General features: G+C 62.1%; 10 protein-coding genes. 4 read left to right on the top strand and 6 right to left on the bottom strand.

Going from position 1 to position 12,530, the window contains the following annotated elements:
- Positions 1 to 8 precede the first annotated feature (8 nt).
- The 4 genes from AB4Z19_RS06990 to AB4Z19_RS06975 all read left to right on the top strand — a co-directional run bounded on the left by AB4Z19_RS06990 (position 9) and on the right by AB4Z19_RS06975 (position 5,946).
- The gene (locus AB4Z19_RS06990; protein WP_442026945.1) at positions 9 to 920 is read left to right on the top strand and encodes a diguanylate cyclase domain-containing protein; all 912 of its coding nucleotides are present in this window, start codon (positions 9 to 11) and stop codon (positions 918 to 920) included.
- 6 nt (positions 921 to 926) lie between these two features.
- Positions 927 to 2,972 (top strand): cache domain-containing protein, encoded by a 2,046-nt coding sequence (locus tag AB4Z19_RS06985; protein ID WP_442026943.1) that lies wholly within the window; start codon positions 927 to 929, stop codon positions 2,970 to 2,972.
- A gap of 88 nt (positions 2,973 to 3,060) precedes the next feature.
- Entirely contained in the window at positions 3,061 to 3,546 is a 486-nt protein-coding gene (locus AB4Z19_RS06980; RefSeq protein WP_442026942.1) for a hypothetical protein, read from the top strand.
- Positions 3,547 to 3,579: 33 nt separating this feature from the next.
- Positions 3,580 to 5,946: a sensor domain-containing protein gene (locus tag AB4Z19_RS06975; RefSeq protein WP_442034780.1), complete on the top strand. Its 2,367-nt coding sequence runs from the start codon at positions 3,580 to 3,582 to the stop codon at positions 5,944 to 5,946.
- A gap of 63 nt (positions 5,947 to 6,009) precedes the next feature.
- On the opposite strand, the gene fusA is transcribed toward AB4Z19_RS06975, so the two are convergent.
- From fusA to AB4Z19_RS06945, 6 genes are all read right to left on the bottom strand, one after another.
- Positions 6,010 to 8,127, bottom strand: a complete 2,118-nt coding sequence (fusA, locus tag AB4Z19_RS06970; protein WP_442034778.1) for an elongation factor G — start codon at positions 8,125 to 8,127, stop codon at positions 6,010 to 6,012.
- A 95-nt stretch (positions 8,128 to 8,222) separates the two neighbouring features.
- The gene (locus tag AB4Z19_RS06965) at positions 8,223 to 9,596 is read right to left on the bottom strand and encodes a DUF2799 domain-containing protein (RefSeq protein WP_442034777.1); all 1,374 of its coding nucleotides are present in this window, start codon (positions 9,594 to 9,596) and stop codon (positions 8,223 to 8,225) included.
- Between the two features lie 19 nt (positions 9,597 to 9,615).
- Positions 9,616 to 9,810, bottom strand: a complete 195-nt coding sequence (locus tag AB4Z19_RS06960; RefSeq protein WP_442029148.1) for a hypothetical protein — start codon at positions 9,808 to 9,810, stop codon at positions 9,616 to 9,618.
- Positions 9,811 to 9,989: 179 nt separating this feature from the next.
- On the bottom strand, positions 9,990 to 10,892 hold the full coding sequence (locus AB4Z19_RS06955) for a methyltransferase domain-containing protein (protein ID WP_442034775.1): 903 nt from the start codon (positions 10,890 to 10,892) through the stop codon (positions 9,990 to 9,992).
- Between the two features lie 88 nt (positions 10,893 to 10,980).
- Positions 10,981 to 11,691, bottom strand: a complete 711-nt coding sequence (locus AB4Z19_RS06950) for an ankyrin repeat domain-containing protein (protein WP_442027586.1) — start codon at positions 11,689 to 11,691, stop codon at positions 10,981 to 10,983.
- Complete coding sequence (locus AB4Z19_RS06945) at positions 11,692 to 12,471, bottom strand: TatD family hydrolase (protein WP_442027585.1); 780 nt, start codon at positions 12,469 to 12,471, stop codon at positions 11,692 to 11,694.
- Positions 12,472 to 12,530: the final 59 nt, after the last annotated feature.

Here is a 12,530-nt window from a genome sequence, read left to right as displayed (position 1 = left end):
GGTGAGATGTGAGCAGCGAACCAAAACAACATATCCTGATCGTAGACGACAGTCCCGAAGTGATCCGCTTTTTGTCGATGCTGTTGTCGGACCAGGCAGGCATCAATTTCGCCACGCGCGGCGAAGAAGGACTTGCGCTGGCGCGCAAGCTGCGGCCCGACCTGATTCTGCTGGACGTGAGCCTGCCCGACATCGACGGTTTTGAAATCTGCCGCCGCCTCAAGTCAGACATGGACACGGCCAATATTCCCGTGCTGTTCGTCACGGCAGGTAGTGACGTCGCGTCCGAAGTCATGGGGCTTGAAATCGGCGCGGTGGACTTCATCGCCAAACCGCTCAATCCCCCCATCGTGCGTGCCCGCATCCGCACCCAGCTCGCCTTGCGCGCGCAAACGCAGCAGCTGGAGGCGATGGTCAACAAGGATGGACTGACCGGCATCTTCAACCGGCGTTATCTGGACCACCAACTGGCTGCGGAAGTAGCGCGGCATCGCCGCCAGCGTTTGTCGATGGCGGTGGCGCTGATGGATGTTGATCACTTCAAGCGCTATAACGATTCGCTGGGTCACCAGCGCGGTGACGAGTGTCTCCAAGCAGTGGCGCGTGCGCTCGAATCAACGGCACGGCGTCCCGGCGAGACGGTGGCGCGCTATGGCGGCGAGGAGTTCGTGGTGCTCATGCCCGCCTGTGGCGCGCCGGATGCGGACCGTTATGGCCATTGGGTTCGTGAGCGGATCGCTGCGCTGGAACTGCTGCATCCGGACTCCCCTACTTCGCCGCAGGTGACGATCAGCGTCGGCATTGCGGCCGGTGTGCCGGATGCGTCGCACGACACGGCGGCGATTCTGTCGCTGGCAGATCAGGCGCTGTATATGGCCAAGAAGGACGGCCGCAATACACATCGTCTCAGCACCTGGTAGACGGCCATGCGCAAAGTTCCGCATCGCCTCGTTTCTGCCGCCGTCGTTGCCACGGTGCTGCTGGCGATGATTGCGGCGCTGGCATACTTCGCTGAGCAAATCCTGGAGCGTAATATGGCCGATGCGCTGGGCCGGCAGGAGTATCTGCGCGCCAGACTCTCGGCGGAGCGCTATGACGGACTGCTGGCGGCGCGCAGCATGTCGCTCGCCGTGCTGGCTGAGGCCTTGCCGGCGCCGGGCGCGCGTAACACGGAATCGATGAAGAAGGCCTTGGCGGAACAGAGTTCCCTGGCTGGAGCCTTTCTCAATGTGGCCTTGTTTGCGAAATCGGGCGATCTCGTTTTCAGCGCGCGTCCGCCGGTGTCGCGCCTGTTTGCTGCGGGTACGCGGCCTTATTTCATCGAGGCTGTTTTGCAGAAGCGCGGATTGTTGTCGCAACCCTTTACCAGCGCGCTGACCGGGACGCCGGTGGTCGTCCTCGCGCATCCGCTGCTCGATCCGCAAGGCCAGGTGGAGTATGTGCTGGTGGCCAGCCTGGCACTGGCCGAGCCGCCCATCGCCGCGCTGGCGGAAGGCGGCGGACGGATTGCTTACGTGACCACAGCCGATGGCTACCTGGTCAGCTATCCGCTACGCGCGAAGATCACGCATCACGTGCACGAGATTTCTGAACTGGATCAGGATGCGGCGCTTGGTTTGCAGGGATTCGAAGGATGGCGCTTGAACGAGTCGGCGGGCACGGTCCACGCGTTTGCGCGGCTTAAGCAGGCGCCATGGATTGTGGGTTTGCAGGTGCCGGGCGATACCGTCTTCGCGCCCTTGACCAAGGCCCGCGAGCGTATCGCCCTCTTCGCCGCGGCGCTCGCCGTGATCGCAGTGGCGATCTCCTGGCCCCTCAGCCGCTTCATTGCCACCCCGCCCGCACGCACGCCCGCGCCAGCCCCCGCCGCAGCCACCTCGGCCAGCCCCGCAGCGCCCGCCGAATCCACTGGCGCCGCTGCCGCAAGCCCTGCCGCGTCCAACGGCTCGACTCGCGCCGCTGCTCCAAGCCCTGCCGCGTCCGCTGAATCGACTGGCGCAGCGCCCGCAAGCTCCGCCCCGCCCGCCGTATCCACCGGCGACACCACCGTAAGCCCCGTCACGCCCACCGTGTCCACCGGCACCACCGGCGCCACCTTCGCAGGCCACGCCGCGTCGGCACAGTCCACTGGTGCCATCTCCGGCGCGCCGGTCGCACCGGCCCATTCCGCGCGCCACGCCGGCTCGACCCGGCCCGCGTCCGAAAGCCGCGCTGAATCCACCGGCCCCGCCGGCTCGACCGACCCCGCATCCGGAAGCCGCGCTGAATTCGCCGCGACCGCCAGCTCCAGCGACGCAACTGCGCCAGTGACAGCGCCTTCCCGACTCGCGCCAGCGGCGGCGGCGCTGCCTGAAGCATCGCATGCCTCACGCGCCCATGAATCCCCGGCCGCCGCGGTCGCGTCGTCCGCCGCGGAAGCCGTTTCCGCAGAACTCGATCTGGACGCTTTCATGCAGACGAATTTCACAACCGATGAGCAGCGCCGCAGCTTCATCTCGACCATCACAGCGAGTATCCGCAAGCTGCCGACCGAAGTGGCAGCCGTCAGCAGCGCGCTGCAGGCCGCACCTGCGCAAGCGACAACAGCATTGCACACGCTAAAAGGCGCCTGGGGCTCGCTCGGCGCGCGCAGCTTCGCGCAAGCTGCCGCTGAGCTGGAAGGCGCAGTCAAGGCAAAGCAGGCGACCGCGAGCCTGCATGCAGAATTCGAGCGCGAAGGGACCGCGCTGTACGCGGCAGTCAACGCCTGGCTGGCGAAGGACGCGAACAACGAGGCGCACGACGAAGCGCCACCAGCCGGGCAGCTCCTGCCCCTGCTGAGAGAGCGCAACATCAGTGCCGCAGTGCTATACGAGACGTCGCGCGGTTACTGGGACAGGCAATTGGGTGCTCAAGCACACGCATTTTCCGCCGCCATGGACGCCCTGGATTTCGACACTGCCGAACGCATCCTGGCCAGCGCGCGGAGCTAACAAATTCTCACGCATTTTCACAGCAGTGCAGGGTAGGCACGGCTATAATTCATCCATCAAGATTGTTTAAGCGATAAGGAAATATTGAATGTACAAGAAGCTCCTCGGCAGCCTGCTGGGGCTGGCCATGGCGGGCGCCGCTCAGGCCAATCCGTTCGAAACCATCGAAAACAAGCCATTGAACGAGCTGTGGCTCAACGCAGGGTTCTATTCCTGGCATTTCCAGGAAGATCGTGGATTCGATAACACCAACCCGGGCTGGGGCGCCGAGTACCGCTTCAACACCGTCGCATCGGCCACCGTGGGACGCTTCCATAACAGCGACCGCGCCCTGTCCGATTACGCCGGTGTGTACTATCAGCCCTGGTCGCTGGGACCATTCCGCCTGGGCGCAGTCGTCGGCGGCTTCAACGGCTACCCGAATATGCGCAACGGCGGCTGGTTCCTGGCAGCCATTCCTGTTGCCAGCATCGAGTACAAGCGCGTCGGCGCGAACTTTGCTATCGTACCTAACTACAAGGACCGTCTGCATGGCGCCTTCTCGATCCAGTTAAAGATTAAACTGTTTGACTGATCGCAGCTGGCCCCACGCCGTAATGCAGAAACCATGAATAAGATTGCCTCCAAAGAACAACTGCAAACGGCGCCTGAGGACGCGCTGGCCGATCTGGCACGCCTGGCGTCCTTCATCTGTGGCGTGCCAGTGCCGCCGCCGGCTTTGCGCGACGGCCAGGAGCTTTTCTCGTTCCTGCCGAAAGGCCATACCGCTGCGCAACGCCATGCTTTAGCCGATCTGTTGCGTGCTGCCGAAACACAGACCGCGCTGCGCCAGGACCTGTCGCGCGCCCAGGGCTTCCTCTCCGGCTTTGCCGAACACTCCCCATCGCCGCTGTGGATCAAGGACAACGAGGGCAATTACGTGATGGGCAATGCCGCCGTCAACAGCTTCCTCGGCGTCGAACAGCACAGCATCGTCGGCAAGGACGACAGCCACTTCTGGCCTGAAGACCGCCGTCAGAGCATGGAAGACCAGGACCGCGCCGTGCTGGAAAGCCGTGAAGTCATCAAGACCATGGAGACCACCCACGAAGGTGCGCGCCATTGGCTGGTGCACAAATTCCCCATCGACGTGGACGGCGAAGCCTTCCTCGGCGGCTCGGCCATCGACATGACCACCGAAGTGGAAAAGGAGCGTGCCCTGATCCGCCACGACAATTTCTATGTGCTGCTGTCGCGCCTGAGCGCCATCATTCCGCGTGCGCGCAGTGTGGAGCAACTGTGCCTGGACGTATGCCGCGCCGCCGCGCATCAGGCAGGTCTGGAGCTGGTGGACATCAGCCGCGTCATGGCGGATGGCAGCCTCGCCATGGTGTCGTCGGCCGGACGCGATGGCACGGAACAGCATTGGCCAAGCGAAGAAGTTTCGCGGCATGCGGAATGGTTTGTAATCGCTTTGGCGGAGAAGACCGTCAGCACCGGCAAGATGCAGTTTTCGAACGACCTTCCGGACGGCTGCAAAAAGCGGAAGATCGCATCCTGCATGGCCATTCCGCTATTTGTGAATAACAAGTGCTGGGGTGTGGTCTGCTTCTACTCGCAGCGTCCGCAGTTCTTCGATCACTTCTATCGCGAACGCGCCGGTGAGTTGAGCAATGAACTGAGCTACGGATTGGAGCGCCTGATCAACGCACAGGAAATGCACCGCCTGGCGCGCACCAATACCCTGTCCGGACTGCCAAGCCGCCTGCAGTTCGAGGAAGACATTGCCCGTCTGGCAGCCAGCGGCGCACACGGTACGGTGCTGCTGGTGAACATCAACCGTTTCGACGAAATCAGCTCCGCCTACGGTAACGCTGCGGCAGTTGGCCTGCTGCGCGCCATCGCCCAGCGTTTGCGCGAAGTGGTGACGCCGCAAATGCTGCTGGCCCACGTTGGCGTAGGACGTTTTGCCCTATTCCTGCCGGACGGCTCGCATGAAAAGCCGGCGGAGTTTGTGCGTAACACCATCGCGCCAATGCTACAGGGGGCCTATCAGGTCAAGGAAAACAAGATCTGGTGCACCATCAATGCCGGCGGCGCCATGCTGCCGGAAGATGGCTCAACCGCCGATGAACTGTTGATCAAGGCCTGGGATGCGCTGGCCGCCGCACGCGATGTCGAAGCCCGTTTCGGCTTGTACGACCGCGACGCCGATCGCGTGATGGCGCGCCAGATCAGCCTTGAAGTGGAATTGCGCGACGCGCTTGAGCGCCGCGAATTCATCAACTACTACCAGCCTAAAGTCGATCTGCGTACCGGCAAGCTGGCGGGCGCGGAAGCGCTGGTGCGCTGGCACCATCCGGTACGGGGCATTATTGAACCAAGCGAATTCGTGCCGGTGCTGGAACGCACAGGGCTGGTGATCGCGGTAGGCCGTCAGGTTATGCAGCGCGCGATGGAAGACTGGCGCTCGTGGCACGACAGCGGCCTGGAACCGCCGCAGATTGCCGTCAATGTGGCGCCGGCCCAGTTCCGCTGCGATTCGCTGTTCGGCGATATCGAACGGGCGCTGAACACGGCGGGCGCGCATTTGCAGCCGCTGTCGATCGAGATTACGGAATCCAGTCTGGTGTCCGATCATGCGCGCGTCATCGATGTGCTCACGCGCGTGCGCGCGCTGGACGTGCCGGTGGCAATCGACGATTTCGGCACCGGCTATTCTTCGCTCGCCTATCTGGTTACGCTGCCGGTGGATGTGATGAAGATCGACCGTTCCTTTGTGATGAAGATGTCGCAGGATGCGGGGTATATGGGGTTGGTGAGCACGGTGGTTACGCTGGCGCATAACCTCGATCTCAAGGTTGTCGCCGAGGGCATAGAAACGGAAGAGGAAGCCAAGCTGCTCAAGCTGCTCAGATGTGAACAGGGACAGGGCTTCCTGTACAGCCGCCCTGTCCCCGCCGATCAATTTGCTACTTTGCTGCGGACGCATTAAGAACCCAAGCCGGAATCAGGTGGCAGGCACGATGTGCCTGCCACCAGGGTTGGGCCGTGGGTTTTAATCCTTCTTCGCCTGCGCCTTGGCTGTCGCGATCTGGTCAAGGATGTGCTTCGGCACCGCAGCGTAGTGCTGGAACTCCATGGTATAAGTCGCCCTGCCCTGCGTCAGCGAACGCAGGGTGGTCGAGTAGCCGAACATCTCGGCCAGCGGCACGGAAGCCTTAACCAGCTTACCGCCGCCGCCAGGGATCTCGTCCATGCCCTGCACCAGGCCACGCCGCGTGGTCAGATCGCCCATCACATTGCCCATGAACTCCTCGGGCGTTTCCACCTCGACGTGCATCATCGGCTCCAGCAGCTGCGGATCGGCCTTGCGCATGCCGTCCTTGAAGGCCATCGAACCGGCCATGCGGAAGGCATTTTCGTTCGAGTCCACGTCGTGGTAGGAACCGAAGGTCAGCGTGACACGCACGTCGACCACCGGATAGCCCGCCAGCACGCCGGCCTGCAGGGTTTCGGTCACGCCCTTATTCACCGCCGGGATGAACTCGCGCGGCACCACACCGCCCTTGATGGCGTCCACAAACTCGTAGCCCTTGCCCGCTTCCACCGGCTCCAGCTTCAGCACCACGTGGCCGTACTGGCCCTTACCGCCGGACTGCTTGACGAATTTGCCTTCGATGTCCGATACGGCGCGGGTGATCGTTTCGCGATACGCCACCTGCGGTTTGCCGACAGTGGCTTCCACGCCGAACTCGCGCTTCATGCGATCCACCAGAATTTCGAGGTGCAGCTCGCCCATGCCGGACATGATGGTCTGGCCGGATTCCTCGTCGGTGTGCACCTTGAACGAAGGATCTTCCTGCGCCAGACGGTTCAGGGCAATGCCCATCTTCTCCTGGTCGGCCTTGGTCTTCGGTTCCACCGCCTGCGAAATCACAGGCTCGGGGAAGATCATCTTTTCCAGCACGATCACATGATCCGGCGCGCTCAGCGTGTCGCCCGTGGTCACGTTCTTCAGACCCACTGCCGCCGCGATATCACCCGCGAACACTTCCTTGATTTCCTTGCGTTCGTTGGCATGCATTTGCAGGATGCGGCCCAGACGTTCCTTCTGCTGCTTGGTCGGGTTGTACACCGTGTCGCCCGAATTCACCACGCCGGAATACACGCGGAAGAACGTCAGCTGGCCAACAAACGGGTCGGTCATGATTTTGAAGGCGAGCGCGGAAAACGGCTCATCATCGTTCGGATGGCGCTCGATTTCATTGTCGTCTTCATCGTGGCCCGCGATAGCGGGAACGTCCACCGGCGATGGCAGATACTCGATTACCGCATCCAGCATGGCCTGCACGCCACGGTTTTTGAAGGCGCTACCCGCCAGCATCGGCACGATCTCGTTACGGATGGTGCGCGTACGCAGGCCGGCCTTGATCTCTTCTTCCGTCAAGGGCTCGCCATTCAGATACTTCTCGGTCAGCTCATGCGAGGCTTCGGCCGCGGCTTCCACCATGTGATCGTGCCATGACTGGGCCAATTCCTTCAGGTTCGCAGGAATATCCTCGTAAGTGAACTTCACGCCCAGCGTGGCGTCGTCCCACATGATGGCGCGCATCTTCACCAGGTCGACCACGCCATGGAAGTTCTCTTCCGCGCCGATGGGAATCTGGATAGGCACAGCCACGCCCTTCAGGCGATCCTTGATCTGGGCCTGCACACGGAAGAAGTCCGCGCCGACGCGGTCCATCTTGTTGACGAAGGCGATGCGCGGCACCTTGTATTTGTTCGCCTGGCGCCACACGGTTTCCGATTGCGGTTGCACGCCGCCGACGGAGTCGTACACCATCACCGCGCCATCCAGCACGCGCATAGAGCGTTCGACTTCGATGGTGAAGTCCACGTGGCCGGGGGTGTCGATGATGTTGATGCGGTGCTCGGGGAAGTTACCGCCCATGCCCTTCCAGAAGGCCGTGGTCGCGGCCGAGGTGATCGTGATGCCGCGTTCCTGTTCCTGCTCCATCCAGTCCATGGTGGCAGCACCGTTGTGCACCTCACCCAACTTGTGGTTGACGCCAGTGTAAAAGAGGATGCGTTCCGTGGTCGTGGTTTTACCCGCGTCGATATGGGCGCTGATGCCGATATTGCGGTAACGCTCGATAGGTGTCTTGCGGCTCATCACAATTCTCCTTGACCGATGCCATGAAGGCATCATTGATTCTAGCAGTAATGGAGCTACAAGGTTGGGTGAGCCTGCAAGAATTCAAGGGCTGGTCAGTGCAGTAAGGCGTCCCGTTTCAGCATGTCCATATCGTAGCGGTGGCGGTCGGCACTGCGGCGTGCCTCATCGCGCTCATGTTCGGCGCGGCGCATATCGCCCTCGGCGTCACGGCGCTCACCTTCCAGACGGCGCAAATTATCCTCACTTGGAGCGCGGTCTTTGCGCTCACGTTCGGCGCGGATATCGCGTTCGGCCCGATCCATGCGCTTGCGGGCATCGCGCGCCTTGCGCTGGAAGTCTTCCGCGCGGTCACTGGCCCGGTCGTAGCGCAGGGACGCTTGCAGATAGGCGCCGCCGTTCAGGTAGGCGCGGCGCAGGAAATCCTGCTGCGGCGGTGCACAGACTTCGACGGCCATCGGCTGGCTGGTGCGGCCCCATTCGAAGGCATTGGCCGGGGTGCAGTATCGTGCGTTGGCGGCATCCCAGGCTTCCCGGTACAGGGCACGCGAGTTGTGGATCACGAATACCCCATCACGGCCGGCATTCGCCACGCGCTGCTCCAGCATGTAGGGATGGCCGAAGCCATCCTGATCGCCGGTCTGGCGCCAGTATTGGGCCAGGCGGGCTTCCCAGGCGTCCAGGTAATCGCGCTCCAGCACCTTGAGGCCGCGCTGATTGGCTTCGCGCTTGCGGATGCCGAATTCCTTGCCGCTGGTGGCGTCCTGGGTGCCGAGGTTGCGCCAGTAATTGATCAGTTCTGCGTTCCACGCCTTGCGGTAGGCTTCTTCCTGGACTTGAACGCCAGCCGCCCTGGCTTTGGCGGCGCGGGTTTTGAATTCCGCATCCGGGATGCCGCTGCGGGCGTCGGAATATCCGACGTCTTCCCAGAAGGTGCGGTTGCCTGCTTGCCAGCCATTGCCGTAAGCGATGTCGTCGTAGCGGATATTCAGTTCAGTGGCACGCACCCTCGCCTGCTCGCGCGCGGTCAGCGGCTGGCCAGCGGTGCCCTCTTTGCGGCCCAGATCCTGCCAGTAATCGGTATTGCCTTGCAACCAGCCGGCCTCGTAGGCGGGCTGGGACAAGGGCGTGCTCTTTTTGCGGACTTCTTCGCTGGCAGTCCGGCGTTCCCAGCCGGCCGTCAGCGGTATGGCCGCGTGTCCGTCCACCTGTCCGCGGCTGGACCAGAACTCGGCATTGCCGGACGCCCAACCGGCGGCATAGCTGGTGGCTGCGTCAGCGCCGCCTCGCTTGTCGTAGCTTTCGCAGAAGTCTTTGCGATCGGAGAACTCGGATTTTTCGCCGGCGGCGCCGTCCTTTTGCCCGATTGCGCGCCAGTCGCCGGCTTTGCAGTCGGCGATACGTTGCATGGTGGACTGGCAGCCGGCCAGGGTCAGGGTGAGGAAAAGGAAGAGTGGGACGAGTCGCAAGATTTGGTTTTTATGGTTGTTATCGGCCGCCGCCCAGAACGCGGGCCGGCAGCATTACGATGGCACGCAGCAGTTCGAACACGGCTTCCACGCCAATGCCGAGCAGGCGGAATGGCAGCAGCATCAGCCAGACCAGAGGATACAGGACCAGGGCCAGCAAGGCGAGCGGCCAGCAGATGAACAGAAGCAATAACCACAACAGAAAGCCCAGCATGATGAAGTCCCCCGGTTTATTGTTGTCCAGACTTTAAAGCGGACGTCCGGGGCGGACAATCGCCGTGCGACCAACTGCAAAATGGGGCGATGAATGGCGAAAAATCAGGGCCGAAGCGCGGCTCAGCCCGTGTCTCATTTGGCGCCTGACCCCAAATGGTACACGGGCGGGGCTGTTGTTCAGGCGAACACGGCGGTGGCGACCGGTGCCAGTTCGGCGCGCATGGCTGCTTGCAGGGACTGGATGGAGCCGCCTGCGCGGTAGGCAAAGCTGACCTGGACCACGTCGCCGGCTCGCACCGCCAACGGTTCGGCCAATGGCAAGGTCATGTAATGGTTGAGCCAGTCGATGGTCGAGGACCGCTCCTGCACCACGGCCAGTATGTTCTTGGTGACAAAACGCAGCGCGTTCAGCGTGCCGTCACGTTCGATGGCGAATTTGCCTTCCCAGCGATACGTCAGCTCGTTTGGCTGGGTGAAATCGATCAGGGAATAGACGGCCGGCTGGCCCAGTTCCAGCGTGCCGGGATGCAGCACGCCTGGCTGCTGGAATTGCACGATGGGCGCGTAAAAACCTTCGAAATCATACTCCTGCTGCACCGGCTGCACCGCCATCAGGACGGCTTCGGGCAGGAACACCGGCAGCGGACCGCCAAACTGGCGCAGATAGCGCTGCTTGAAATTCTCGATCACTTCGACCTGCTTTTCGCGCAGCATGGCAACGTGGATCATCTCGCAGATCACCACGTCCACCGGCTCCGGCGGCAGGTATTCGAAAGCGTCGGCGTGGATCACTTCGACCTTTTCGCCACCCTCATTCATGGCGAGGAAGCGGGTCGCCTCGCGGACCATGTCGGGATTAAACTCCACGCAATAGACTTTGTCCGCCTTGCGCGCGGCAAAGCAGGACAGCACGCCGGTGCCACCGCCCAGCTCCAGCACCTTCATGCCCGGCTTGACTGCGTAGTCGATGGCTGCCTTGAAATTGACCATCCGGTTGGCGTCCATCAGCATATTGTGATGGTAGTGGACGGGGATGAATTGGCCGAGATAGCAGGCTTCGATTTCGCGTTCGTTCAGCATGGTGGTTCCGGATGGTTTGCGACAAGGCTATTGTCATGCCATCACGGCGTCCGCCATGCGGGGATTTCAGCGGGGAAAACGTCCCAGTTCAGCGTTTCGCGTCGAGGTGCTTGCGAATGGCCGCGGAGATCCAGGGCTTGTCCGCACGGTCGGCAAACTCGGCGGCTGTGGATTTGAAGCCATGATCCTTCAGGGTGGCATCCGCGCCCTCAGCCAGCAGGAGCTGAACGGCTTCCTCTTTGCCTTCCCTGGCGGCGATCATCAGGGGCGTCACGCCGGAAGGCGATTCGGCGTCGATATAGGCGTGCTGATCAAGCAGGATGCGCATAATGGCGGTGTCGCCTGCGGCAGCGGCATAGTGCAGCGCGGTCCAGCCCGGACGATTGACCTGGGCGCCTTTCTCCAGCAGCGCCAGAACGGCGGGTTTGTTGCCTTTGAAGGCTGCCATCATCAGGGCCGTGTTGCCGTTTTCGGCTTTCTCTTCCAGCCGGATATTCGGCTGGGACAGCAGCAGCTTGAAAACCTTCATCGAATCGTAGCGCAGCGCCACGATCAGCCCGGTTTCGCCGCGCTCCGGTTCGTGCACATTCGGGTTCAAACCACGCGCCAGAATCGGTTTGATGCGGCCAGTGTCGTCCAGCTGGGCGGCACGGAAGAAAGTGACGGCGTCTTCACCTTGCGCCGGCAGTTCCGGCGCGCCATGCGCAAGACCAAGGATTGATGCCAGCGTGACTGCCAGGGCCGCCGTACGTGCTTTCAAGCGGCGGCGAACAAAGCGCACACGCATCATCAATCCCATTTATGCCTCGACGTTAAACAGTTTGAAGAAATTCGCCGTTGTCTGCTCTGCAACCTGTTCCACCGGAATGCCGCGCAGCTTGGCAATGAATTCTGCCACATGCGACACGTAGCCCGGCTCATTCATCTTGCCGCGATACGGCACCGGGGCCAGATAAGGGGAATCCGTTTCGATCAGCATGCGGTCCATCGGCACTTCCAGCGCCACCGCCTGCAGCTCCTTGGCGCTCTTGAAGGTCACGATGCCGGAGAAGGAAATGTAGAAGCCCAGCTCCATTGCGGCCCTGGCCACTTCCAGCGACTCCGTAAAGCAGTGCATCACGCCGCCGACGCCGCCGTCCTGCGGCGCGGCGCCCTCTTCCCGCATGATGCGGATGGTGTCTTCGCTGGCCGAGCGTGTGTGGATGATCAGTGGCTTGCGCGTCAGGCGGGAGGCGCGGATATGGGTACGGAAGCGCTCGCGCTGCCACTCCAGGTCCCCTTCCAGCCGGTAGTAATCCAGGCCGGTTTCGCCGATGGCGATAATTTTCGGGTTCCTGGCCAGCTCAACGAGCTGTTCAACGGTCGGCTCCGGCGTGTCCTCATAATCGGGATGCACGCCGACCGAGGCGTAAATATGCGGATATTGCTCAGCCAGGGCGAGCACGCGGGGGAAATCCGGCAGGTCAACCGACACGCAAAGCGCATGGCTGACCTTGTTTTCGTCCATCTTGGACAGGATTTCAGGCATCCGGACAGACAGCTCCGGGAAGTCGATATGGCAATGGGAATCGATAAACATCCCGTGATTTTACCTAAAACCCTAAGACCGGGTCAGACCCAAGGGTCTGACCCGAATCT

Source organism: Pseudoduganella sp. RAF19 (assembly GCF_052114165.1).
In the GTDB taxonomy this organism is placed as follows: domain Bacteria; phylum Pseudomonadota; class Gammaproteobacteria; order Burkholderiales; family Burkholderiaceae_D; genus Rugamonas.
This window is presented reverse-complemented; position numbering and strand designations above follow the sequence as displayed.

What these genes read in the sequence shown, in the direction of transcription:
- AB4Z19_RS06955 (WP_442034775.1), bottom strand. Translation starts at nt 10,892, where the DNA reads ATGCTGAACGAACGCGAAATCGAAGCCTGCTATCTCGGCCAATTCATC.
- AB4Z19_RS06980 (WP_442026942.1), top strand. Translation starts at nt 3,061, where the DNA reads ATGTACAAGAAGCTCCTCGGCAGCCTGCTGGGGCTGGCCATGGCGGGC.
- AB4Z19_RS06975 (WP_442034780.1), top strand. Translation starts at nt 3,580, where the DNA reads ATGAATAAGATTGCCTCCAAAGAACAACTGCAAACGGCGCCTGAGGAC.
- AB4Z19_RS06985 (WP_442026943.1), top strand. Translation starts at nt 927, where the DNA reads ATGCGCAAAGTTCCGCATCGCCTCGTTTCTGCCGCCGTCGTTGCCACG.
- AB4Z19_RS06945 (WP_442027585.1), bottom strand. Translation starts at nt 12,471, where the DNA reads ATGTTTATCGATTCCCATTGCCATATCGACTTCCCGGAGCTGTCTGTC.
- fusA (WP_442034778.1), bottom strand. Translation starts at nt 8,127, where the DNA reads ATGAGCCGCAAGACACCTATCGAGCGTTACCGCAATATCGGCATCAGC.
- AB4Z19_RS06960 (WP_442029148.1), bottom strand. Translation starts at nt 9,810, where the DNA reads ATGCTGGGCTTTCTGTTGTGGTTATTGCTTCTGTTCATCTGCTGGCCG.
- AB4Z19_RS06950 (WP_442027586.1), bottom strand. Translation starts at nt 11,691, where the DNA reads ATGGGATTGATGATGCGTGTGCGCTTTGTTCGCCGCCGCTTGAAAGCA.